We start from the raw sequence: 24,724 nt of genomic DNA, 5'->3' as shown, positions 1-24,724 counted from the left end.
CTCGCTGTCCGGAATCAGCCTGCGGCGAAACGGGCCACGCCGCCTCCCGATGCGGGACTCCCCGCCACCGCATCGGGTTCGCGCGCTCAGCGACGTTCGGCCAGCAGGGCGTCGAGGGCCCGGTAGCTGTCGTTGAGGCCGACCTCCATGCCCGAGGCGAGCATGCCCGCGCATTCCTCGGCCGTGTGGAAGATGCTGTCGGTGGCGACCCTGGTGCGGCCGTCGCCGAGATCGATGAAGGTGGTCGAGTCGATGCAGATGTGGGCGGGCATGCCGTCCCACTCGAAGGACTGCACGATGCGTTCCTTCGGGGTGATCTCGCGAAAGCGGCCCTCGAAACCGTAGGACTCGTCGCCGTCGTGTTCGACGAAACGCCAGTGGCCGCCCTTGCGGAACTCCCAGCGCTCGACGTCGACCACATGGCCGCGACCCCACCAGCGGGAGAGCTGCTCGATGCGGCTGTAGGCGTCCCATACCCGGTCCAGTGGGGCGTCGAAATCGCGTTCGATGTGGACTTCGCGGTCCGAGGTGGAGGTAATGACGGCGTCGTTGGTGGTGGTGCTCATTGCTCTGGCTCCGTTCGTTGCAGGAATTCACCGAGACGGTCCATCCGGGCTTCGAGCATCTGCCGATAACCCTGCATCCAGGCCACCTCACGATCGAAGACGTGCTCACAGATCCGGCAGTACCGCACCCGCCCACGCTTCTCGGTGACCACCATGCCCGCGTCCTCGAGCAGGCCGATGTGCTTCTTGATGCCGGTCAAGGTCATCTCGAATCGCTCGGCCAACTCGCTGATACTCGCGGGTCCACGCCCGAGTTGCTCGAGGATGCCCCGCCGTGTGGGGTCCGCGAGCGCCCCGAACGAGGCGTCTAGGAAGTCATACTGAACCATCTAGTTCAGTATTGCGTGGCCACGTCATCCGGTCAACCCCTTTCGGAAAACCCTGGACGGGCCGATGGATTCACTACTACGCTTTGTCGTAGAACTTGGCGGGAATCATCGAGGGGGCACACTCATGGACAAGACCACCTGTTGCATCGTCGGCGGCGGCCCCGCGGGCACGATGGCCGGTCTCCTACTCGCCAGAGCAGGCGTCGAAGTGACCGTGCTGGAAAAGCATGCCGACTTCCTCCGGGATTTCCGCGGCGATACGGTGCACCCGTCGACGGTGCGACTGATCGACGAACTGGGGCTCGGCGCGAACTTCGCCAGGTTGCCGCGCTCCGAGCTCACCCGGATGTGCATGCACGCGGGCGACCGCATGGTGGTCGCCGCCGATTTCACCCGAATTCCCGGCAAGTACCGGCACATCGCCATGGTGCCGCAATGGGACTTCCTCGACCTGCTCACCAGCGCCGCGGCCGAGGAACCGACCTTCACCCTGCGCATGCGCTCGACCGCGACCGGACTGATCGAGGAGGCGGGCCGGGTGGCAGGCGTGCGCTATCTCGACGCCGACGGCGTCGAACACGCCGTGCGCGCAGATCTCGTGATCGCCTGCGACGGACGCGATTCCGTGACGCGCGAGGCCGCGGGTCTGCGCCCGCGCATGGAGGACGTGCCGATGGACATGTGGTTCTTCCGCATCCCGAAATCGGAGGACGACATCGACGGCGGTGCCGTGCAGGCCCGCTTCACCAACGGCAACTCCGCGGTGGCCATCGACCGCGGCGACTACTACCAGACCGGCTACATCATCGAAAAGGGCTGTGACGCAGAGCTTCGCGCCGCACACGACGTGCGGTGGCTACGCGATCGCGTCACCGAACTGTTCGGCTGGTCCGCCGAGGCGACAGCGGCGATCCGGACCTGGGATGACGTCAAACTGCTCGAGGTGACGGTGGGCATGCTCGACCGGTGGTACGTCCCCGGCCTGCTGTGCATCGGCGATGCCGCGCACACGATGTCACCGGTTGGCGGGGTCGGCGTCAATCTCGCGGTGCAGGACGCCGTCGCGGCCGCGCGCATACTGGCCCAGCCGCTGCTCGACGGCACCGTGCGGACCGCCGACCTGGAAAAGGTGCAGCGCAGGCGGATGCTGCCCGCGAGCTTCACGCAGCGATCCCAGCGCGGCGAACACGACATGCTCATCACGCCCGCGCTGCGGGGAACCCTGCACACCGCACCCTTGCCGATGCGTGTTGTCGACGCCGTGCCCGCGCTCGCCGGAATCACCGCTTATCTCGGCGGTATCGGGCTGCGCCCCGAGCACGCGCCGGATTTCGCCCGACGTCCACAGACCGGCGCCGGATCGTCGAACGCGCGGCGCTGATCTGTCCCGGCCCCGCCCGCTGTGGACTTTCCGAACGGGGCCGTAACGGCTAGGTTTGCCGCGACGAACGGGACGAACCGGACCCGGGTGGAGCAGCAGGAGGCTTGCGGGATGAGGATCGGCACTGGGGTCGGGGCGGCACTGCTCGCGATGGGGGTCATCGTGGCGGCAGCCGGGAACGGGCACGCCGAGCCCGCGCCGGTGATCGCCGAGCAGCCGGTCGCGGCGCCCTCGCTGCGCGGCATCGACAAGGGCGTGAACTACCAGGTGAGCGCCACCGAGGATCGGCGTGCGGTGGTCACCACCATCGACACGGGGCGGTTCCAGCTCGTCCACGACGCGACAGTCGTCGCGATCACCGACGAATCGGGGGCGGTTCTCGCGGCGCTGCCGATGGTCGTGCGGGTCGGTGCGCACGCGGTGCCGCTCACGCCGTCGATCGACGAGCAGGGCACCAGCCTGACCCTCACCCCGATCAGCGAATCGACCACACCGGTGCGCGACATCAGCGCACAGGAACGCTTCTTCGCCGAAACCCAACGCCTGCAACCGAAGATCATCGAAGGTGCCGCCATCGGGGCTGCCATCGGTTTCGTACTCGGCTTCCCGCTCGGCCTGTTCATTCTGGACTTCATCACCGTCCCGGTCGCCACCGTGGCAGGGGCGGCGATCGGCGCGCTCGCCGGGTACGCGCTGGCAGGCGGTCAGCCCGCGATCGACACCGCGCTCGCCTATGTCACCGGGACACCGTGAATCACTGTGTCGGACTGAGGAGTTGGGTGCCGATCACCCGTAGCAGCGCCATCTTCTCCGCCGCGTCGGTGCCGGGACGCGGCAGATAGACCAGCAGTCGCTGGGCGGCGTTCGGGGTGAGCAGGGTTTCGCAGATCGTATCGATCAGGCCGATTTCCGGGTGCAGGAACTGTTTGGTGTCGGAGATCCGCACGGCGACTTCGTGTTCGTTCCACAGCTCTTCGAATTCCGCACTGTTGCCGCGTAACTCGCTGATGAAGCCGGTGACCTCCGCATCGTCGGCGCGACGTGCCGCGGTGGCACGCAGATCGGCCACATGGCTGCGGCTCATACGGGCCCAATCCGATTCGGGGAACAGCGTTCTGGCCGATGGATCGGTGAACCAGCGCCAGGAATAGAAGCGATCGAGGCCCCTGCGGGCACTGTGGTCACCGGCCAGCAGACTGTGCATGCGGTTCTGGACGAGGACCTCGCCGAGATCGGTGATCACGGCGGCGGGGACGTCGTCGAGTTTGTCCAGCATGTGCAGCAGGCCGGGGCCGACGTGCTTGTCGCGCAGCCCGCGGTCCGGGGACGGGTGGCCGCACAGATGGAACAGGTGGTCGCGCTCGTCGGCACTCAGGCGCAGCGCGCGAGCCAGCGCGGCGAGGACCTGGGTGGACGGGCGTGGACCACGCGCCTGTTCGAGGCGGGTGTAGTAGTCGGTCGACATGCCGGTGAGCAGAGCCACCTCGTCGCGTCGCAGACCGGGGGTGCGCCGGCGCAGGCCGGGCGGCAGGCCCACGTCGGCGGGGGTGAGCAGTTCCCGGTGACGGCGCAGGAAGTCGGCCAGCTCGGATCGGTCCATATCTCCATGGTGCGCTTCGCGGCGGCGCCCAGCCAGGGACCGGCGATCCCCCGATGAACGATCTCTGCCGCGAGCGGCGCTCGCGGCGCAGGCTCGAAGCATGACGAACTCACAGATTCCCACCGTCGGCCTCGGCGACACCGGTCCCCGCGTCAGCCGCATCGGCCTCGGCGCGATGGGCATGTCCGGGATATACGGCGCCTCCGACGACCGTGAATCGGTCGCGACCCTCCACGCCGCCATCGACGCGGGCATCAACCTCATCGACACCGGTGACTTCTACGGCGCGGGTCACAACGAGATGCTGGTCGGCAAGGCCATCGCCGAACGTGCCCGCGAGGACGTGGTACTCAGCGTGAAATTCGGTGCGCTGCGCGGGCCGGGCGGAACATGGGGCGGCTTCGACGGGCGACCGGCCGCCCTCCGCAACTTCCTCACCTACACGCTGACTCGACTCGGTGTCGATCACATCGACGTCTACCGGCCCGCGCGCCTGGATCCCGAGGTGCCGATCGAGGACACCGTCGGCGCGATCGGCGAACTCGTCGAGGCGGGGTACGTGCGGCACATCGGACTCTCCGAGATCGGTGCCGACACACTGCGACGGGCCGCCGCGGTGCACCCGATCGCCGACCTCCAGATCGAGTACTCGCTCATCTCCCGCGGCATCGAAAAGGAAATCCTCCCGGTCGCACGGCAACTCGGCACGGGCATCACCGCTTACGGCGTGCTCTCGCGGGGGCTGCTCAGCGATACCTTCCGCAACGGCGGGCCCGCGACGGCCGGCGACTTCCGTGCCCACAGCCCGCGCTTCCAGGGCGAAAACCTCACCACGAACTTGCGCTTGGTCGAGGCGCTGGCCGATATCGCTGCCACGAAACAGGTTTCGGTCGCCCAGCTGGCGATCGCCTGGGCACTGAGCCGGGGCGAGGACATCGTGCCGGTCATCGGCGCGCGCAGCCGGACGCGCCTCGACGAGACGCTCGGGGCGCTCGGGATCTCGCTCACGCCCGACGAGCTGGCCGTGATCGAGGCGGCGGCCCCGGCCGATGCCGTCGCGGGCGAGCGGTACGCGGCCGAGCAGATGGCGATGCTCGACAGCGAACGCTGATTTTCGCTGTCCGCCGACCGCGCGTTGCCGCCGGTCTCCGCTACCGTTGACACCAGTAAGTCCGCACGGGTGGGTGGTGATGAGAGTGGTGTTCGACCCGCTGGCCGATATCGAACGCGCCCTGGCCGAACAGGCCGGGTGGACGTGGTTCGACGACTACCTGCTGTACACCTGTGGGGTGGCCGATCTGCTGGCGCGCGGCGAGGTGGGACTGATCCCGCACACGGCGACGCGGGTGCGGATCGAGCCCGGCGAGGTCGGTCTCGCCGAGGGAGCCGTCAACTGGTACACGTGGCGGCCGACCGGCGACGGAAATCGGACCAGGAGCCGGGGGCCCGTCGCCGGTCCGGCCCCGATCGTCGCGGCCGCGCAGTTGGGTAATGCGGTCGTGAACCGGACCCGGCGCACTCAGGCAGCGGCCGCCGCGCAACCGCGCTGGGTGGCGGAACGGCCGGGGTCGGTGATGATCTCGGACCGGCGGTTGCATCTCGCCAACCCCGATCGGTCGTTCTCGCTGTACTGGTCCGCGCTCGAGTCCATCGACCTCACCGCGCCGGATCGCGTCGGCTGCCGATTCCCCGACCGAGACGGCAAGTTGCAGCAGATCCAGATCCAAAGCCCCTGGGCGGTATTGCTTTTCGTCACCGCTGCCCTGCGGCACTTTCCGCACCACCCACTGCTGAAGACCGGCACCTGGCTGCCCGCGGGATTCGAGGACAAGTGCCATCTGGCGGGCAAGAAGTGCCCGAAGGTCAGGTAGGCGCGCTGCGGGCAAGGCCGAACCGCCGGGTGGCGAAACCCGGCGGTCCACCCGACGCGCGCTAGCCGATGCGGGTGAACAACCGGCCGGCCAGGTCCACTCCGATCACCCCGCCGTCCTCGTCGCGGCTGAAGTATCCGCGCTGACCGACGAAAGCCCCTGAGGTGACAATGTATTCGTCACCTGCGCCGGGCAGCAGGCCGACATCGAACGGCACGTGGTCGGGCGGGAGATCCTGGTCGGCCGCCGCACGCAGCTCCGGCTTGATCCTGACCTCGAGGACCAGGCTCGACGGGGTCGCGGTGATGTCGAAAGTCATCGCGTCGATCTCGTAGCGGCCGACCAGTTCCGCGGCCGCCGCGGCGTCGAAGGGCAGCGGTGCCGGGTCGACATCATCGATGCCGAGGTAGTGCGCGAGGACCCAGCGGACGATGCGCTGGTTGCACGCGATGCCATCGGGACCGGCGTTGGCCATCACCACCACCGCGAAGTCGCGTTCGGGGACGAGAAGCAGTTCGGCGAATTGCCCGAAGCCCGAACCGCCGTGGCCGATGGTGCGGACGCCATCGATGTCGCGGACGAACCAGCACTGACCGATCGCGTCGCCGAGCGAACTGGCCCGCAGCTGCACGGTCGGCTCCTGCATGCGGGCGAGCATGTCGGTCGGCAGCACATCGCTCTTCCCCAGGTGCACGCGCATCCACCGCAACTGATCGGCGACGGTCGTGGCCAGGCCACCGCCGGGATTGTTGGCGCGGTTGCCCTTCCACGGCCGGACGACGCTCATTTCGTGGTCGGCGCCGAGTTCGTGACCGATCGCGAAGCGGCGGGTCATGACATCGGAGAGCTGGAAGACGCTGTTGTCCATACCGACCGGCGCGAGTACGAGGTCATGGACCGCGCGCTCGAAACTCTGGCCGGTGACAGTTTCGATGACCCGGCCGAGGAGGTTGAAACCGGCCTGACTGTAGGAGGAGCGTTCGCCCGGCTTGCCGATCGGCGGGAGATCACTCAACCGGCGGGCGAACTCGGCGAGCGCGTCGTCACCCTCGCCGGTATCGACGAGGAGGTTCCAGTCCAGGCCCGAGGTGTGGTTGAGCAGGGCCCCGACGGTGATGTCGGTCGAGGCCGTGAATTCCGGAACATACTGCTGAACAGTCGCGTTGAGGTCGATTCTGCCTTCGGCGACCAGCCGCATCAGCGCGGTCGCGGTCACCGGTTTGGTGATGGAGCCGGCGGCGAACAGAGTGTCGGGGGTGATGGGAAGCGGGTTGTCGATGCCGGTGACGCCGTGCGTCGCGAAGATCTCGTGACCGTCGGCGAAAACACCGACGGCTAGGCCGGGGATGCCGAATTCGGTGGCGGTAGCGGCGATGAACTGGGCGAGATCGGACATGGTTCTTCTCCTTGCTTGCTGTTTCAGGAAAGTACGAGGGCCGCGAGGCCGAGGACGGCGCTGCCGAAGACGGTGATGTTGCGCAGCGTCTGCAACGTCCAAGTCCAGGCCGGGAAGCCGGATTCGGCGGCCGCGAGCAGTGCGGGAACGTCGATACGGATCAGTTCGGGATCGCCCTTGCGGTGGAACGCGGCGCGCACCGAGCGCACGGCGGTGTGATTGCTGTAGACGATGACGCTGTTGCCGAGCAGAACCAGCGTCAACAGCACCCAGTTCAGCGGCCGGGCGACGGCCAGGTCAGCGAGGTTGACGCCGGCGAGCGCGATCATGATCGCGGCGACGCTCAGTGGCGCGGCACTCTCGTGGCCACTGGCGTCGAACCGCATGCCGTTCTCGGTGAGCGCGGTGGTGCGCACCCCCTGTCTGGCCAGCTCGGACTCGGCGGTGACCATGGCGGCCGTGCCGTAGCGATTGCGCACGAACGGCATGCTCACGAACGCGGCGGCGATGGCGAGGTCGATGGTGGCGAGGAAGACATTCATGCTGGTCGATCCCTTCTTGAACTTTGTAAAAGTAGCGTAGCGGTCTACTTGAACTAAGTGCAAGAGATTTCTTGAACTTTGTGAAAGTGCCAGGTGAACCCCTATGGTCTAGGCATGCCGCGTGAGACATTGACCCGCGAACAAATCGTCGCCACCGCGATCGACCTGCTCGACGAAGAGGGACTCGACGGGCTGAACATGCGCAGCCTCGGCAAGCGGCTCGATTCCGCGCCGACCGCGATGTACTGGCATGTGAAGAACAAGGACAACCTGATTCGCCTCGCCGCCGACGAGATCTGGGGCGAAATCACCCTGCCCGATCCCGACTCGCTCGACTGGCGCCCGGCCGCCGAACAGCTGGCCCGCGGGTTGTACACAACCATCACCAGGCATCCCTGGCTGGCGCAGGCGCAGTCGAGCTACCTGCTCTACGGGCCGAACAAGGCTCGCCACGACGAGGTCGCACTGACGGTGTACGAGAACGCCGGGTTCGTCGACGACGCGGCCGACCAAGCGATGGGGTCGGTGTTCACACTGATCCTCGGCAGTGCCGCCGGCGCCGCGGCCGATGTGTCACTGCGGCGACGGCTCGGGCGCGGAGATCGCGATCCGGCGGTAGAACTCCAGGCCGCGCTCGACGAGGCAGGCGAGATCGCCCTGCCGTATCCGCGGCTGCGAGCCCGGCTCGAGCGCGCCGACACGGAAACCCTCACGGCCGTGGGGAGTTTCGAGTTCGGGCTCACCGCATTGCTCGACGGGCTCACGCAGAGACGGCCGAGCTAGCCCGAGACAGACTCAGTCCGGCATCGGCCTACTCCGAACCACGTTGCAGTGGGCTACTTCTGGCGCGCACGGTAGGCGGCGACGGCGTTGCGGTTGCCGCATGCGGTGCTGCAATAGCGGCGGGAACGGTTGCGGGACAGGTCGAGTACCAGTCCCGCACAGTCCGCGTCGGCGCAGATCGAGAGTCTGCTCAGGTCGTCGGCGCGGATCAGATCGATCATCGCCATCGCGGTTTCGACGGCGATGCGGACCGGAAGTGGGGCTTGCGGCGGGACCGCGTGCACGTGATAGTCGACGTCGCCGTGGCGGACCAACTGCGGTACGGCGCGGTGCCCGGCGAGAGTCTCGTTCACGAGCGTGACGGCGGTATCACGGTCGCTGGTGAGCATCGCGCGCAGCGGCGCGCGCAGGGCCCGGACAGCGGTCAGTTCGGCCGCGTCGCCGGTGTGCGCGCCCGTGTAGACGTGTCGTTCGAAGAACTCGGCGAGCTGAGCTGTCTCGGTCAAGGTGTCGGGGTCTTCGGCGGAATTGACCAGTTCGACCGCCGCCAGCAGGGCCGCCTCGGTGCCATGAGCAAAAACCACATTGACATATTACCGCAGGCTCCTTACCGTCATTAGTCATGGTGACTTTGACTCATGACAGCGCGATCCGGATGCGGTCCGGACTGCTGCTCGCGCTGGCGTCGGCCACCTCGTTCGGGCTGTCCGGTCCACTCGCGCGTGGGCTGATGAACGCGGGCTGGAGCGCCGCCGCCGTTGTCGCCGCGCGCGTGCTGCTGGCCGGGGTGGTTCTCGTGCCGCTCGCCCTCCCCCACCTGCGGGGAAACTGGAAACTGTTGCGCACCAACGCTAATCTCATCGTCGCGTACGGCCTGGTCGCCGTGGCGGGCACCCAGCTCGCCTACTTCAACGCCGTCGCGCACATGGAAGTCGGCGCCGCGCTGCTGATCGAATACACCGCGCCGATCGTCGTGGTGGGCTGGTTGTGGGTGCGCCACCGGCAACAGCCCGGCGCGGCCACCATCGCGGGCGCGGTCCTCGGAATCACCGGCCTGCTGCTCGTGCTCGATGTGACCTCCGGCCTGTCGACCGACCCGATCGGCATCGCCTGGGCGCTGGCCGCGATGCTCGGCGCCGCGGCCTATTTCGTCCTCTCCGCCCAGGGCGGCGACCTCCCCGGCACCGTTCTGGCCTGCGGCGGACTCCTGATCGGCGGCCTCACCCTGATCCTGGCGGGCGCCCTCGGCATCGTCCCCCTGCACGCCACCACCCACCGGGTCGCCTTCGCCGACTTCACCACCCCCTGGTGGATCCCCATCCTCGTCATCGGCATCGTCACCGCCGCCATTGCCTACGTCACCGGCATCGCCGCCACCCGCCGCCTCGGCTCCCGCCTGGCCTCCTTCGTAGCCCTCACCGAAGTCCTCGCCGCCCTGATCTTCGCCTGGATCCTCCTCGCCGAAGCCCCCCGCCCGATCCAGCTACTCGGCGGCGCGTTGATCCTCATCGGAGTCGTCTCCGTCCGCCTCGGCGAGCCCACCGCGCCCGCGCTCGGCGACCCCGAGACACCGGCAGACACCCCGACGGAGCTCCCGCGGACTCGGACCGAGCAAGGATCCTGACCGTCGACAGAACCCGATTCACCAGCGGTAGTCGAGGAATTTGCCGTCCAGGGTGATGACGACGCGGTCGCCGTCGGGGTGGGGGCGGCGGGCTATGTCGATGTTGAAGTTGATGGCGCTCATGATGCCGTCGCCGAATTCCTCGTGGATGAGTTCCTTGAGGGCGGGGCCGTAGACCGAGACGGCTTCCACGAGGCGGTAGATGGTGGGGTCGGACAGTGTCGCCGGGTCGGCGCCGCGGGAGGGTTGCAGACGCAGGCTTTCGGCGACGGTGTCGTCGAGGTCCAGCAGGGTGCAGACGGCGGCGGCCTGTTCCTCGGTCATCGGGTGCTGGCCGAGCAGGGCTGCCGTCGTCCAGACCACGGGTGCGCCGATCGATTCCGCGATGCCCGCCCACGTCATACCCTTGCGGATACGAGCGGCGACGATGAGGTCGGCGGCGGCGGACTTGCTCAGAATCGGTTGCATGCAGGGGCTCCTAGGGTCGGGGTCGCAGCCAGCCTGCCATTCGGAGGCACTCGCCGCCATAGTGGAATACCACTATTTACGTGGGAGCAACGTCCGGTGACCGCGAGGCAACCTCGACAGCGAAAACTCCTGCGCTAGAGCCACTACGAAGGGTTTTCCATGTCCTATCTCACACCGGCGGACTTCGTCGAGAAGATGATCGACGCGGGCGAGGCCAAAGCCTTCATGTCCACCCGCGACACCGTGATCCGCGCCTACATGGCGGGCGCGATCCTCGCCCTCGCCGCCGCGTTCGCCGTGACCATCACCGTGAACACCGGCGAACCACTACTCGGAGCCGTGCTCTTCCCGGTCGGGTTCTGCATGCTCTACCTGCTCGGATTCGACTTGCTCACCGGCGTTTTCACGCTGGTTCCGCTGGCCCTGATCGACAAACGACGCGGCGTCACGGTGCGCACGATGCTGCGCAACTGGGGACTGGTGTTCGTCGGCAACTTCGCGGGCGCGTTCACCGTCGCGGTGATGATGGCCATCATCCTCACCATGGGTTTCTCCGTCGACCCCAGCGCCGTCGGCGAGAAGCTCGGTGAGATCGGCGAATCCAGAACCCTCGGCTACGCCGAACACGGAGCCGCGGGCATGCTCACCCTGTTCATCCGCGCCGTGCTGTGCAACTGGATGGTCTCCACCGGCGTGGTCGCCGCCATGATGTCGACCTCGGTGTCGGGCAAGGTGATCGCGATGTGGATGCCCATCATGCTGTTCTTCTACATGGGCTTCGAACACTCCATCGTCAACATGTTCCTGTTCCCCTCCGGCCTGCTCCTGGGCGGCGACTTCTCCCTCGGCGACTACCTCGTATGGAACGAAATCCCCACCGTCCTCGGCAATCTCGTAGGCGGGCTCACCTTCGTCGGCCTGACCCTCTACGCCACCCACGCCCGCACCGCCCCGTCACGCCGGCCCGCCGAATCGGCAGTGGACTAGAGCTCCTCCGACGCCCGCAGGGTTGGGTCCGGGTACTCGTACGCCGAGCGAATCCACTCGACCCTGGGGCGGCCACCCGCACCGTCGAACTCGAGGAAAACCGCGTGCCGGTATCCGAGCTGCTCGATGAACGCACAGAGTTTGATGTAATCGCCTTCGCGTGCCCGCGCTGAAACGCGCCCCTTCTTGGCTTCCAGCACAAGGATATTGCCACGTTTCGAACCACTGTACGGTTCGTGCACGATCAAGTCCGGTACCACGAAGCTGACATCGTCGAGCCCCGCGCGCGCCAATCGCAGCTGCTTCCGCACCATCGAGAATTCTAAATTCGTGACACGATCGTATTCGACATCCGCCCGCCACTTCCCGGGCAGAACCGACAATCGCTGATTCAGCGCGGATGCGATGTGCGCCACCACAGTTCGCTCGTGAACGGCATCCACGACCAGATCCGGACAGTCCGCCCACACCTGCTTGATCGCGCCACGGACCATGTCCTCGATCGACAGGGCCTCTGCGGTTTCGGGCATACCGAGATGGTCTCACCCCACACCGACACAGAAACGACGAACGCCCCGCTCCAAGAAGGAACGGGGCGTTCGGGCTACTGCTTAGCGGTAGTCGCTGAAGCCGTAGTCGTCCAACGGCACCGCTGCGCCGGTGGAGGAGCCGAAGCTGTCCGGGGAGTAGTAGGTGTCGTCGTAGGACGGCACCGCGTACGCCGCGGCACGGGCTTCTTCGGTCGGCTGCACCTGGATGTTGCGGTAACGGTTGATACCGGTACCAGCCGGGATGAGCTTACCGATGATCACGTTCTCCTTCAGGCCGATCAGCTTGTCGGAGCGGCAGTTGATCGCCGCGTCCGTCAGCACTCGGGTGGTCTCCTGGAAGGAAGCCGCCGACAGCCACGAATCGGTGGCCAGCGACGCCTTGGTGATACCCATCAGCACGGGACGGCCCGAGGCCGGCTCGCGGCCTTCGGCCACCACGCGACGGTTCGAGTTCTCGAACTCGGCGCGCTCGGTGAGCGAGCCGGGCAGGAACTCGGTCGCACCCGAATCGATGATCGTCACACGACGCAGCATCTGGCGAACGATGACCTCGATGTGCTTGTCGTGGATCGACACACCCTGCGAGCGGTAGACCTCCTGGACCTCGTGGACCAGGTGGACCTGCACCTGACGGGGACCCATCACGCGCAGCACCTCGTGCGGATCGGCAGCGCCCTCGAGCAGCTGCTGACCCACCTCCACGTGGTCACCGTCGGCCAGCAGACGCTCGGAGCCGTCGTCGTGCTTGAACACCCGCAGACGCTGACGCTTCGAGAGCTTGTCGTAGACGACTTCCTCCGACCCGTCATCAGGGATGATCGTGATCTTGTAGAAGCGGTCGTCGTCCTCGAGACGCACCCGGCCCGAGACCTCCGCGATCGGCGCCTTGCCCTTGGGGACACGGGCCTCGAAGAGCTCCTGAACACGCGGCAGACCACCGGTGATGTCGTCGCCTGCGACACCACCCTGGTGGAAGGTACGCATGGTCAGCTGGGTACCGGGCTCACCGATGGACTGGGCCGCGACGATGCCGACGGCCTCGCCGATATCGACCAGCTTGCCGGTGGCCATCGAACGGCCGTAGCAGGTGGCACAGACGCCGGTGCCGGTGGTGCAGGTCAGCACGGAGCGGACCTTCACCTCGGTGATACCGGCCGCGAGCAGCGCGTCGAGCGCGGGGTCGCCGAGGTCGGCGCCCTTCGACACGATGACATTGCCCTTGGCATCCACCGCGTCGGACGCGAGCGTCCGGGCATAGGTGGAGGTCTCGACGTGCGCGTCACGGATGATCGTGCCGTCGGCCAGCTTCTCCGCGATCGGCACCAGGATGCCGCGTTCGGTGCCACAGTCCTCTTCGCGGACGATGACGTCCTGCGACACATCGACCAGACGACGGGTCAGGTAACCCGAGTCGGCGGTACGAAGCGCCGTGTCGGCCAGACCCTTACGAGCACCGTGGGTGTTGATGAAGTACTCGAGCACGGTCAGGCCCTCACGGAACGAGGACTTGATCGGGCGCGGGATGAACTCACCCTTCGGGTTCGTCACCAGGCCCTTCATACCCGCGAGGGTACGGGTCTGGGTGAAGTTACCCGTGGCGCCGGAGTCGACGATCGTGATGATCGGGTTGTCCGGCGGGTAGTGGGTACGCAGCGCGGCGCCCACTTCCTCGGTGGCTTCCTGCCAGATCTTGACCAGGGCGTTGTTGCGCTCGGAGTGATCGAGCGCGCCACGCTGGTACTTCTTCTCGATCAGGTCCGCCATCGACTCGTAGCGTTCCATGATCTCGGGCTTCTCCGGCGGAACGAGCACGTCCGACATGGAGACGGTGACACCCGAACGCGTGGCCCAGTAGAAGCCGGCGTCCTTGAGCTTGTCGACGGTCTGCGCGACGACGATCATCGGGTAGCGCTCGGCCAGATCGTTGATGATCGTGGCCTGACGCTTCTTCGGCATCGGCTCGTTGATGAACGCGTAGTCCGCCGGGAGCAGATCGTTGAAGATCACGCGACCCAGCGTGGTCTCGGCCAGCCACGCTTCGCCGCGCTTCCAGCCGTCCGGGAACAGCTCGTTCTCGATATCCCGCGGCGGGCGCTGCTCGGTCAGCCGCACCTTGATGGTGGACCGCACGGTCAGCTCGCCACGATCGACGGCCATCTGTGCCTCGGCGGGCGAGGAGAACACGCCGTACTCCGGCTCGTCCTTGGCGGCGGCCTTGTAGGTGCCGACACCGTTCTCGTCGAGACGGGTCAGGTAGAACAGGCCCGTCACCATGTCCAGACGCGGCATCGCCAGGGGGCGACCCGACGCCGGGGACAGGATGTTGTTCGACGACAGCATCAGAATGCGTGCCTCGGCCTGCGCCTCCGCGGACAGCGGAAGGTGCACGGCCATCTGGTCACCGTCGAAGTCGGCGTTGAACGCCTCACAGACGAGCGGGTGCAGCTGAATGGCCTTGCCTTCGACCAGCTGGGGCTCGAAGGCCTGGATGCCGAGGCGGTGCAGGGTGGGCGCGCGGTTCAGCAGCACAGGGTGCTCGGCGATGACCTCTTCGAGGACATCCCACACCTGTGCGCGCTGACGCTCGACCATCCGCTTGGCGGACTTGATGTTCTGCGCGTGGTTGAGATCGACCAGACGCTTCATGACGAACGGCTTGAACAGCTCGAGCGCCATCAGCTTCGGCAGACCACACTGGTGCAGCTTGAGCTGCGGACCGACCACGATGACCGAACGGCCCGAGTAGTCGACGCGCTTGCCGAGCAGGTTCTGACGGAAACGACCCTGCTTGCCCTTGAGCAGGTCGCTCAGGGACTTCAGCGGGCGGTTACCCGGTCCGGTGACCGGACGGCCACGACGGCCGTTGTCGAACAGTGCGTCGACCGACTCCTGCAGCATCCGCTTCTCGTTGTTGACGATGATCTCGGGCGCACCCAGATCGATCAGTCGCTTGAGGCGGTTGTTGCGGTTGATCACGCGGCGGTACAGGTCGTTCAGGTCGGAGGTGGCGAAACGGCCACCGTCGAGCTGGACCATCGGGCGCAGCTCCGGCGGGATCACCGGAACAGCGTCGAGCACCATGCCCATGGGCGAGTTGCCGTTGGTCTGGAAGGCCGCGACGACCTTCAGACGCTTGAGCGCACGCAGCTTCTTCTGACCCTTGCCGGAGCGAATGGTCTCGCGCAGGCTCTCGGCCTCGGCGTTGATGTCGAAGTTCTCCATCAGCTTCTGGATGGACTCCGCACCCATGGCGCCGGTGAAGTACTCGCCGTAGCGGTCGACGAGCTCGCGGTAGAGCACCTCGTCGACGATGAGCTGCTTGACCGACAGCTTGGTGAAGGTCGTCCAGATCTCGTCGAGGCGGTCCAGCTCACGCTGCGAGCGGTCGCGCAGCTGACGCATTTCGCGCTCGCCGCCGTCCTTGACCTTGCGACGCACGTCGGACTTGGCGCCCTCGGCTTCCAGCTCGGCCAGATCGGCTTCGAGCTTCTGCGCGCGGGCCTCGAGGTCGGCGTCGCGCTGATCGGCGACAGCCTTCTTCTCGACCTCCATCTCGGCTTCGAGCGTGGAGAGCTCGTTGTGACGCAGCTCCTCGTCGACGCCGACGATGACGTAGGCGGCGAAGTAGATGATCTTCTCGAGATCCTTCGGCGCCAGGTCGAGCAGGTAGCCCAAGCGCGACGGAACGCCCTTGAAGTACCAGATGTGAGTAACCGGAGCGGCCAGCTCGATGTGGCCCATCCGCTCACGACGCACCTTGGCGCGAGTCACCTCGACGCCACAGCGCTCACAGATGATGCCCTTGAAGCGGACACGCTTGTACTTGCCGCAGTAGCACTCCCAGTCCCGGGTGGGACCGAAGATCTTCTCGCAGAAGAGCCCGTCCTTCTCCGGCTTGAGCGTGCGGTAGTTGATGGTCTCCGGCTTCTTCACCTCGCCGAAAGACCACTGGCGGATGTCATCGGCGGAGGCAAGGCCGATCCGGAGTTCATCGAAGAAGTTGACGTCTAGCACGTAACTTCCTTTCCCCTGTTCGGGTCGAATTCGAGCAAAAGTTCACTAGTTGTCGAGCGCGGTGCGCGGCGCGGTCGCTTCCACAGCGACCGCACCGCTTACCACCTAGTTCGCCAGATCGTCGATGGTGGCGGCTTCGTTCCTGGACAGGTTGATGCCCAGGTTCGCGGCCGCGCGCTCCAGATCCTCGTCTTCGCCGCCGCCCATCTCGATCGCGGCACCATCCGAAGACAGCACCTCGACGTTGAGGCACAGCGACTGGAGTTCCTTGAGGAGCACCTTGAACGACTCCGGAATGCCCGGCTCCGGAATGTTCTCGCCCTTGACGATGGCCTCGTAGACCTTCACGCGGCCGACCACGTCGTCGGACTTGATGGTCAGGAGTTCCTGCAGCGTGTACGCCGCACCGTAGGCCTGCATGGCCCAGCACTCCATCTCACCGAATCGCTGACCACCGAACTGCGCCTTACCACCCAGCGGCTGCTGCGTGATCATCGAGTACGGACCGGTCGAACGGGCGTGGATCTTGTCGTCGACCAGGTGGTGCAGCTTCAGGATGTACATGTAACCGACCGCGACCGGGTACGGGAACGGCTCACCGGAACGACCGTCGAACAGCGTCGACTTGCCGTCGGCGTTGACCATCCGCTCGCCGTCACGGTTGGGCAGGGTCGACCCGAGCAGACCGGTCAGCTCGTCATCCTTGGCGCCGTCGAAGACGGGCGTGGCGATGTTCGAGTCGGCCGGCGCGGCCAGCATCTCCTCGGGCAGCGTCGCCGCCCAGTCGGGACGGGTGCCGTCCGCGGCCACGTCGATATTCCAGCCGGCCTTACCGATCCACCCGAGATGGGTTTCCAGGATCTGGCCGATGTTCATACGACGGGGCACACCGTGGGTGTTCAGAATGATGTCGACCGGCGTGCCGTCGGGCATGAACGGCATGTCCTCGATGGGGAGGATCTTGCCGATGACGCCCTTGTTGCCGTGGCGACCGGCGAGCTTGTCGCCGTCCTGGATCTTGCGCTTCTGGGCCACGTAGACGCGGACCAGCTCGTTCACACCGGGAGGCAGATCGTCGTCGTCTTCACGCGAGAACACGCGAATGCCGATGACCTTGCCGGACTCACCGTGGGGCACCTTGAGCGAGGTGTCGCGCACTTCGCGAGCCTTCTCACCGAAGATGGCACGCAGCAGACGCTCTTCCGGGGTGAGCTCGGTCTCGCCCTTGGGCGTGACCTTGCCGACCAGGATGTCGCCGTCGCGGACCTCGGCACCGATGCGGATGATGCCGCGCTCGTCGAGGTCGGCGAGGACCTCGTCGGAGACGTTCGGGATGTCCCGGGTGATCTCCTCGGCACCGAGCTTGGTGTCGCGGGCATCGATCTCGTGCTCTTCGATGTGGATCGAGGTGAGAACGTCCTCTTCCACGAGGCGCTGCGACAGGATGATCGCGTCCTCGTAGTTGTGGCCTTCCCACGGCATGATCGCGACGAGCAAGTTCTTGCCCAGCGCCATCTCACCGTTCTCGGTGCAGGGGCCGTCCGCGAGGACCTGCCCCTTCTCCACCCGATCGCCCTCGTCCACGATCGGACGCTGGTTCGAGCAGGTGCCCTGGTTCGACCGGTTGAACTTGCGCATCCGGTAGGACTTGCGGCTGCCGTCGTCGGCCATCACGGTGACGTAATCGGCCGAGACCTCTTCGACAACGCCGGGCTTCTCGTTGACAACAACGTCGCCCGCGTCGACGGCTGCGCGCAGCTCCATGCCGGTGCCCACGATCGGGGACTCGGAACGGATCAGCGGCACGGCCTGACGCTGCATGTTCGCGCCCATCAGGGCACGGTTGGCATCGTCGTGCTCGAGGAACGGGATCATGGCCGTCGCGACCGACACCATCTGGCGCGGCGAGATGTCCATGAAGTCGACCTGAGCCGGCGTCACGAACTCGACCTCTTCGCCCGCACGGCGGACGAGGACCTTCTCCTCGAGGAAACGACCCTCGGCGTCGACCGGGGAGTTGGCCTGCGCGCGAACGTAGCGGTCTTCCTCGTCGGCGGTCAGGTACTTGACCTCGTCGGTGACCTTGCCGTCGACAACCTTCTGGTACGGCGTCTCGATGAAGCCGAACGGGTTGACCCGCGCGTACACCGACAGCGAACCGATCAGGCCGATGTTCGGGCCTTCCGGGGTCTCGATCGGGCACATGCGGCCGTAGTGCGACGGGTGGACGTCACGAACTTCCAGACCGGCGCGCTCACGGGACAGACCACCCGGGCCCAGCGCCGACAGGCGGCGCTTGTGGGTCAGACCCGACAGCGGGTTGTTCTGGTCCATGAACTGCGACAGCTGCGAAGTTCCGAAGAACTCCTTGATCGCCGCGACGACCGGACGGATGTTGATCAGGGTCTGCGGCGTGATCGCCTCGACGTCCTGAGTCGTCATCCGCTCACGAACGACACGCTCCATGCGGGACAGGCCCACGCGGATCTGGTTCTGGATGAGCTCACCGACGGTGCGCAGACGACGGTTACCGAAGTGGTCGATGTCGTCGATCTCGACGGGGACCTCTTCACCGCCGGGGGCGGTCATCGTGCGGTCACCGGCGTGCAGACGCACCAGGTACTCGATGGTGTCGACGATGTCTTCCTTGGTGAGAACCGAGGAGGTCACCGGCTCGTGCACGTGGATGCCGAGCTTCTTGTTGATCTTGTAGCGACCGACGCGGGCCAGGTCGTAGCGCTTCTCCTTGAAGAACAGGTTCTCCAGCAGAGTCTGCGCGGACTCCTTGGTCGGCGGCTCGCCCGGACGCAGCTTGCGGTAGATGTCGAGCAGCGCCTCGTCCTGGCCGGGCGTGCTGTCCTTCTCCAGGGTGGACATCATGATCTCGGAGAAGCCGAAACGCTCGACGATCTCCTCGGTCGTCCAACCCAGCGCCTTGAGCAGCACGGTGACCGGCTGACGACGCTTGCGGTCGATACGGACACCGACGGTGTCGCGCTTGTCGACGTCGAACTCCAGCCACGCGCCGCGCGACGGGATCACGCGCACGCTGTGCAGGTCCTTCTCGGTGGTCTTGTCGATGTTGTGATCGAAGTAGACGCCCGGGGAACGGACCAGCTGGGAGACGACGACACGCTCGGTGCCGTTGATGATGAAGGTGCCCTTGTCGGTCATCATGGGGAAATCGCCCATGAACACCGTCTGGCTCTTGATCTCGCCGGTGTTGTTGTTGATGAACTCCGCGGTGACGAACAACGGCGCCGCGTAGGTCATGTCCTTCTCTTTGCACTCGTCGATGGAGGCCTTGACCTCTTCGAAGCGCGGATCAGAGAACGACAGGGACATGGATCCGGAGAAGTCCTCGATCGGCGAGAGCTCTTCGAGCACCTCTTCGAGGCCGCCTGCGAGACCGACGTCGCCGCGAGCGGCCGCCTTCTCACGCCAGTCGGGAGTACCGACCAACCAGGCGAACGAGTCCGTTTGTAGGTCGAGAAGTCCGGGCACCTCCAAGGGCTCTCGGATCTTCGCGAACGAAACCCTCAAAGGGGCTCCGGGGATACCAGCCTTGGTCTGGGTGGAGACTGCCAAGATGCGTCCTTCCAGCACCTCACGCGCGTCGCGTGGTGGTCCGCGACCGTCGCTTGTCTGCTACGAATTCCGCTGGTTACAGCCCGAACGAAACCAGAACAAGCAGCAGCGGAAGTAACACCGGAAGGGTGGAACTTTCGAGTGCGAATCAAGGTGTGGACAGGAGGCAGCCAGCGCAACGTCCAAACTTACACCCCTAGACAAGGGAGTGTCAACATACCATCCGTGTGACCGGACGCACGGGATAACGCGCCGAAGCCCTGGACGCTGGCCGCGTCGGGTTCCTTCACCGCTGCGCGCCCTGCCGCCGACTCCCCCGAGACGACCGCTCACTTGGCGCTGAGCCCTCTATTCAACTGGCGCCGACCCCTGTCAGCTGGTGCTGGGCCGAATTCTCGCTGGCGTTGATGCCCCTCAACAGCTCACGCTGCTGTGAATAGGGTGACGGTTTGCGAGCCCCTCGTCAAGTGGCGCGCGAAGGTCTGTTCGCGATGCGAGATCGCCTGGCGCGCTGGGGATCCCCCACCCCGCGCCGCGGTCATTTTACTCGCGACACGCCGTGCGCGCCACCCCGGCGACGGCCGGTCAGCAGTTGTTTTCCGCCCTGTCACGCAGAAGAGCCCCGGCCGTAGGCCGGGGCTCATCCGAGGCGTAAAAGTCGCTCAGCCGTTGATCTGGCCGTGCGGAACGGTCTTGAACGTTTCGGTGGGCTGATCGTTGCCGCCGTAGGCAGCCATCACCTGAGTGTCATCGGAGGAATCCAGCGACTCGCGGATCGCCACCTGTGCCGCGTGCGGCAGGGTGTGGATGATCTCGCGCACGCGCGCCTGACGGCGGAACACGGCCTGGCGGGCGGGCATGCCGGGCTCGGCCTTCATCTGCGGGATGATGCCGTCGATCTCCTCGGCGCCACCGTGGTGGTGACCGGCGTCGACGAGCGCCTGCTCGCGCGCCATCTGCGCCTCGTCCTTCTCCTCCGACATACCGATCGGGCCGATCATGCGGCCGTTGAGGAACTGCTTGACCACCGGCTCCTCGCTGGTGAGCAGCACCTCACGGGGGCCGAACATCACCAGGTTGCGGCGGAAGAGCATGCCGATGTTGTCCGGCACGGTACGGGCCAGGTTGATGTTGTGCGTCACGATCAGGATCGTGGCGTCGATCTGCGCGTTGATGTTGAGCAGCAGCTGCGCCAGGTACGAGGTACGCACCGGGTCGAGGCCCGAGTCGGGCTCGTCGACGAGGATGATCTGCGGGTCGAGGACCAGCGCGCGGGCCAGACCGGCGCGCTTGCGCATACCACCGGAGATCTCGCCGGGCAGCTTGCCCTCGGCGCCGAGCAGACCGGTCAGCTCGAGCTTCTCCATGACCACGCGGCGGATCTCGGATTCCGACTTCTTCGTGTGCTCACGAAGCGGGAACGCGATGTTGTCGTACAAATTCATCGACCCGAACAGCGCGCCGTCCTGGAAAAGGACGCCGAACAGTTTGCGGATCTCGTAGAGCTCCTTGTTGGAGCAGGTCATGATGTCGGTGCCATCGATGAAGATCGACCCGCGCTCGGGCCGCAGCAGACCGATGAGCGACTTCAGGAACACCGACTTACCCGTACCCGATGGGCCGAGCAATGCACTGACCTCACCCGAAGGGAGCGTGATCGACACGTCCTGCCAAATTCGCTGTGAACCGAAGGATTTTGTTACACCCTCGGTCCTGACCTCGACGCCCACTGCTACCTCCATTGATCCCTGCGAGCACCCCACCCGCGTTCCCGCGCGCTCACATCACGGCGGTGCGCTACGACTCTGTGGGTCCGGTCACTGTAACCCATCAGTGAGACGGGGCACACCCCTACATGACTGAAGAGTAACCTGGCGCGGCTACTACGACCCGGATCACTTTCGCATGTCCGGACAAATAGCAAACGGACGGCCCGGAAAGGACCGCCCGTTCACAACAGCACTGGTTCCGAATTACTTGACGGAAACCTTGGCGCCGGCCTCTTCGAGCTTCGCCTTGGCGGCCTCGGCGGCATCCTTGGCGACCTTCTCCAGGATCGGCTTCGGGGCGCCCTCGACCAGGTCCTTGGCTTCCTTCAGGCCCAGGCCCGAGACGATCTCACGGACCACCTTGATGACCTGGATCTTCTTGTCGCCGGCACCCTCGAGGATGACGTCGAACTCGTCCTGCTCTTCGGCAGCCTCGGCCGGAGCAGCGCCACCGGCGGCCGCGACGGCGACGGGGGCAGCGGCGGTGACGTCGAAGGTCTCTTCGAAGACCTTGACGAACTCAGCGAGCTCGAGCAGGGTCAGCTCCTTGAAGGCGCCGATCAGTTCTTCGGTGCTCAGCTTTGCCATGGTGGTTCCTTTCGTGGTGTACCTCGCAGCGCATACGCACCCCGAGGCGGGTAATAGATGTCTTATTCGGCGTCAGCCGCGGGTGCTTCTTCGGCAGCAGGAGCGCCTTCGGCACTCGTGCGCTTCTCGAGCAGCGCCTGGGCGAGCCGGGCGACCTGCGAAGCGGGAGCGGCGAACAGGGCGGCAGCCTGCGACGGCTTGGCCTTGAACGCACCGGCCAGCTTGGCCAGCAGCACCTCGCGCGAATCGAGGTCAGCGATACGCTCGACCTCGGACACGGACAGCGCGCGGCCGTCCATGTATCCGCCCTTGATGACCAGGGACTTGTTGTCCTTGGCGAACTGCTTGAGCGCCTTGGCGGCATCGACCGGCTCACCCTGGATGAAGGTGATAGCGGTCGGGCCGACGAACAGCTCGTCGAGACCCGCCACACCGGCTTCGCCGGCGGCGATCTTGACCAGGGTGTTCTTGGCGACGGAGTACGTGGCGTCGGCGCCGAGCGCACGACGCAGCTCGGTGAGCTTGCCGACCGACAGGCCACGGTATTCCGTGACAACAGTGGCCGTGGAGTTCTTGAACTGCTCCGCGATCTCCGCGACAGCGGTGACCTTTTCAGGTTTCGCCATACTTCGCCTCCTCTCTGATGTCGGTTTCGTTGGTGCACTACCGAATCAGGGGCCGGCGACAAAACGAACGCCCCGGACGCAAGGCGTACCGGGGCGCAAAATATCTTCGGCCTCAGCTCTCCCTGCGTGGGTCGCCGGCAATGTCGCCGGACCTTCGATCGACACCGTGAAATTCGGCATCAACGACCAACGGTCTTCGGTAGAACGAATGGGTGTGGTCTTCGCCGGATGTATGCACATCCCGCATGACCGTTGACCACTGTACCTGCACCTCCCCCCATCTGCCAAAACGGGTATCCCCCGGTCCGATTCGGCCGGATCTGCTGTGACACAGACCACTTCGGCAGCGCAATGTGGCAGTGATCCTACCGAGAAGGTGTTACGCAGGGTGACAGTAATCTGGTTCACTCCAATGCTATGGCAACCTCCATAGTCGCTCCATCAGTGCTGCTGGACCGGCGTTCGCAGCGGTTTCTCGCGCTCGCCGTCATCTGTCTGGCCGAATTGCTCGTGGTACTCGACAACACCATCGTCAACGTCGCCCTTCCCTCGATCGGCGTCCAGCTACGGACCGGAGTCTCCGGCCTGCAGTGGGTCGTCGACGCCTACACCCTCACCTTCGCCGGCCTGCTGCTGGCGGCAGGCAACCTCGGCGACCGCTACGGCCGCCGCCGGATCATGACCATCGGCCTCGTCGGCATCGCGGTGATGTCGGTCGGCGGCGCACTCGCCGAAACGATGACGCAGGTCATCGTCGCCAGAGCCGCGATGGGCGTTTTCGCCGCCGCGGTCTTCCCCGCCACCCTCGCCCTGATCATCAATATCTTCACCGACCGGCGCGAACGCGCGCTGGCCATCGCCGCGTGGACCGCGATGGCCGGGTTCGCGATCGCCATCGGCCCGATCTCCGGCGGCTGGCTGCTCGAACATTTCAGCTGGCATTCGGTGTTCTGGATCAACGTGCCGGTGGCGCTGGTCGCGCTGGTCGCGACGCTGATCTGGGTGCCCGAATCGCGCGCCGACCACATCGGCAAGCTCGATCTCGTCGGTATCGCGCTCTCGATCGCCGGGATCACGTTGCTGGTGTGGTCGATCATCGAAGCGCCGCACAATGGCTGGCTCTCGCTCACCACACTGTGCACCGCGGCGCTCGGCACCGTCCTGCTCGCCGCCTTCGTCACCTGGGAATTGCGCACTGCCGCACCGATTCTCGACATGCGGTTGTTCCGCAACCGCCGATTCTCGTTGCCCGCGCTGGCAATCGCCATCGGCTACTTCTCGATGTTCGGTTTCCTTTTCCTGATCACCCAGTATTTCCAGGGCGTGCGCGAATACACCCCGCTCGAATTCGGTATCGCCTCATTGCCGTTCGCCTTCTCGGTCGCCATCGGCGCACCGGTCGCGACGCTGCTGGCACAACGGGTCGGTACCACCGCGGTACTGGTGATCGGCCTGCTACTGATCGGCGCGGGCCTTTACCTCGGCGGACAGGTCACCGTCGACAGCAGCTACCTGATCGGCGTGCTGCCCTCGATGGTGTTGATGGCGCTGGGTCTGGGCATCGTGCAGGGACCGGCCACCGAATCGATCATGTCCTCGCTGCCGCTGAACGAGGCGGGGGCGGGTTCGGCGGTCAACGACACGACCCGCGAGATCGGCGGCACGCTCGGTGTCGCGGTGCTCGGCTCGATCGTGGCCTCGTACTACACCAGCCGGATCGGCGCACGCATCGACGCCATCCCGATGGGCATCATGAACGACAACGAGAAGAGCCTGGTCAAGGCCAGTCCGCTGAGCGTGCTGGAACTGCGCAAACGTGAGCTCGCGCCGTTCTTCGAGACCCAACGCGAGAACCTGATCGTCGCCATGAAGGCCGCGACGCTCCAGGGCGCCCACGCCGCGTCCCTGGTCGCCACCGTCGCGGTGCTCGTCTGCGCGGTGATCGTGGCGATCTTCCTGCCCTGGCGGCCGCATGACGGAGAGTCCGTCCTGCTCGGCTGGCGCGAGACCGAGGACACCGAGGCGAAGAACTGACCGCACG

General features: G+C 65.9%; 21 protein-coding genes. 8 read left to right on the top strand and 13 right to left on the bottom strand.

Annotated features, from left to right (window positions below; genetic code table 11):
- Positions 1–86: 86 nt before the first annotated feature.
- Complete coding sequence (locus tag ACWDXS_RS25310) at positions 87–566, bottom strand: SRPBCC family protein (RefSeq protein WP_387445720.1); 480 nt, start codon at positions 564–566, stop codon at positions 87–89.
- Positions 563–895 (bottom strand): ArsR/SmtB family transcription factor, encoded by a 333-nt coding sequence (locus ACWDXS_RS25305; RefSeq protein ID WP_378634300.1) that lies wholly within the window; start codon positions 893–895, stop codon positions 563–565. Before ACWDXS_RS25305 ends, ACWDXS_RS25310 begins: the two co-directional genes overlap by 4 nt.
- 124 nt (positions 896–1,019) lie before the next feature.
- Between ACWDXS_RS25305 and ACWDXS_RS25300 the strand changes: the two genes are divergently transcribed.
- Positions 1,020–2,276 carry an FAD-dependent oxidoreductase gene (locus tag ACWDXS_RS25300; RefSeq protein WP_449969263.1) on the top strand — a complete coding sequence of 419 codons (1,257 nt, stop codon included), beginning with the start codon at positions 1,020–1,022 and terminating at the stop codon, positions 2,274–2,276.
- 111 nt (positions 2,277–2,387) lie between these two features.
- Positions 2,388–3,029, top strand: coding sequence for a hypothetical protein (locus ACWDXS_RS25295; protein ID WP_379313624.1), 642 nt, complete (start codon positions 2,388–2,390; stop codon positions 3,027–3,029).
- Between the two features lies 1 nt (position 3,030).
- Here the strand turns inward: ACWDXS_RS25295 and ACWDXS_RS25290 are convergent, their stop codons facing one another.
- A complete protein-coding gene (locus ACWDXS_RS25290) occupies positions 3,031–3,876 on the bottom strand; it encodes a helix-turn-helix transcriptional regulator (protein ID WP_449969259.1) in 846 nt (281 codons plus the stop codon).
- A gap of 100 nt (positions 3,877–3,976) precedes the next feature.
- Between ACWDXS_RS25290 and ACWDXS_RS25285 the strand changes: the two genes are divergently transcribed.
- Positions 3,977–4,987 carry an aldo/keto reductase gene (locus ACWDXS_RS25285; RefSeq protein WP_449969256.1) on the top strand — a complete coding sequence of 337 codons (1,011 nt, stop codon included), beginning with the start codon at positions 3,977–3,979 and terminating at the stop codon, positions 4,985–4,987.
- Between the two features lie 79 nt (positions 4,988–5,066).
- Positions 5,067–5,747 carry a hypothetical protein gene (locus ACWDXS_RS25280; protein WP_379313628.1) on the top strand — a complete coding sequence of 227 codons (681 nt, stop codon included), beginning with the start codon at positions 5,067–5,069 and terminating at the stop codon, positions 5,745–5,747.
- A gap of 61 nt (positions 5,748–5,808) precedes the next feature.
- On the opposite strand, the gene ACWDXS_RS25275 is transcribed toward ACWDXS_RS25280, so the two are convergent.
- The gene (locus ACWDXS_RS25275) at positions 5,809–7,143 is read right to left on the bottom strand and encodes a serine hydrolase domain-containing protein (protein WP_449969252.1); all 1,335 of its coding nucleotides are present in this window, start codon (positions 7,141–7,143) and stop codon (positions 5,809–5,811) included.
- 23 nt (positions 7,144–7,166) lie between these two features.
- Positions 7,167–7,685 carry a hypothetical protein gene (locus ACWDXS_RS25270; protein ID WP_449969249.1) on the bottom strand — a complete coding sequence of 173 codons (519 nt, stop codon included), beginning with the start codon at positions 7,683–7,685 and terminating at the stop codon, positions 7,167–7,169.
- A 114-nt stretch (positions 7,686–7,799) separates the two neighbouring features.
- Here ACWDXS_RS25270 and ACWDXS_RS25265 point away from each other — a divergent pair, with 114 nt between their 5' ends.
- Positions 7,800–8,468 (top strand): TetR/AcrR family transcriptional regulator, encoded by a 669-nt coding sequence (locus tag ACWDXS_RS25265; RefSeq protein WP_449969247.1) that lies wholly within the window; start codon positions 7,800–7,802, stop codon positions 8,466–8,468.
- A gap of 53 nt (positions 8,469–8,521) precedes the next feature.
- Here the strand turns inward: ACWDXS_RS25265 and ACWDXS_RS25260 are convergent, their stop codons facing one another.
- On the bottom strand, positions 8,522–9,052 hold the full coding sequence (locus ACWDXS_RS25260; RefSeq protein ID WP_449969244.1) for a CGNR zinc finger domain-containing protein: 531 nt from the start codon (positions 9,050–9,052) through the stop codon (positions 8,522–8,524).
- A gap of 38 nt (positions 9,053–9,090) precedes the next feature.
- Between ACWDXS_RS25260 and ACWDXS_RS25255 the strand changes: the two genes are divergently transcribed.
- Complete coding sequence (locus tag ACWDXS_RS25255) at positions 9,091–10,092, top strand: EamA family transporter (RefSeq protein WP_387445714.1); 1,002 nt, start codon at positions 9,091–9,093, stop codon at positions 10,090–10,092.
- An 18-nt stretch (positions 10,093–10,110) separates the two neighbouring features.
- On the opposite strand, the gene cynS is transcribed toward ACWDXS_RS25255, so the two are convergent.
- Complete coding sequence (gene cynS, locus ACWDXS_RS25250) at positions 10,111–10,560, bottom strand: cyanase (RefSeq protein WP_378990954.1); 450 nt, start codon at positions 10,558–10,560, stop codon at positions 10,111–10,113.
- Positions 10,561–10,719: 159 nt separating this feature from the next.
- Here cynS and ACWDXS_RS25245 point away from each other — a divergent pair, with 159 nt between their 5' ends.
- Complete coding sequence (locus ACWDXS_RS25245; protein ID WP_378990956.1) at positions 10,720–11,547, top strand: formate/nitrite transporter family protein; 828 nt, start codon at positions 10,720–10,722, stop codon at positions 11,545–11,547.
- Here the strand turns inward: ACWDXS_RS25245 and ACWDXS_RS25240 are convergent.
- The 6 genes from ACWDXS_RS25240 to rplJ form a co-directional block, all read right to left on the bottom strand.
- Positions 11,544–12,077 (bottom strand): hypothetical protein, encoded by a 534-nt coding sequence (locus tag ACWDXS_RS25240; protein WP_387445713.1) that lies wholly within the window; start codon positions 12,075–12,077, stop codon positions 11,544–11,546. The two genes, ACWDXS_RS25245 and ACWDXS_RS25240, sit on opposite strands and share 4 nt — an antisense overlap.
- A gap of 81 nt (positions 12,078–12,158) precedes the next feature.
- Positions 12,159–16,112, bottom strand: coding sequence for a DNA-directed RNA polymerase subunit beta' (locus ACWDXS_RS25235; RefSeq protein WP_378990960.1), 3,954 nt, complete (start codon positions 16,110–16,112; stop codon positions 12,159–12,161).
- Positions 16,113–16,217: 105 nt separating this feature from the next.
- Entirely contained in the window at positions 16,218–19,718 is a 3,501-nt protein-coding gene (gene rpoB / locus ACWDXS_RS25230) for a DNA-directed RNA polymerase subunit beta (RefSeq protein WP_378990961.1), read from the bottom strand.
- A 644-nt stretch (positions 19,719–20,362) separates the two neighbouring features.
- Positions 20,363–21,442, bottom strand: coding sequence for an ABC transporter ATP-binding protein (locus ACWDXS_RS25225; RefSeq protein ID WP_378634266.1), 1,080 nt, complete (start codon positions 21,440–21,442; stop codon positions 20,363–20,365).
- Positions 21,443–21,673: 231 nt separating this feature from the next.
- The gene (rplL, locus tag ACWDXS_RS25220) at positions 21,674–22,057 is read right to left on the bottom strand and encodes a 50S ribosomal protein L7/L12 (protein ID WP_194826830.1); all 384 of its coding nucleotides are present in this window, start codon (positions 22,055–22,057) and stop codon (positions 21,674–21,676) included.
- A gap of 62 nt (positions 22,058–22,119) precedes the next feature.
- On the bottom strand, positions 22,120–22,683 hold the full coding sequence (gene rplJ, locus ACWDXS_RS25215) for a 50S ribosomal protein L10 (RefSeq protein WP_062988862.1): 564 nt from the start codon (positions 22,681–22,683) through the stop codon (positions 22,120–22,122).
- A 417-nt stretch (positions 22,684–23,100) separates the two neighbouring features.
- On the opposite strand from rplJ, the gene ACWDXS_RS25210 reads away from it, so the two are divergent.
- A complete protein-coding gene (locus ACWDXS_RS25210; protein WP_378990963.1) occupies positions 23,101–24,717 on the top strand; it encodes an MFS transporter in 1,617 nt (538 codons plus the stop codon).
- Positions 24,718–24,724 lie beyond the last annotated feature (7 nt).

The organism is Nocardia sp. NPDC003183 (assembly GCF_053590715.1).
This window is presented reverse-complemented; position numbering and strand designations above follow the sequence as displayed.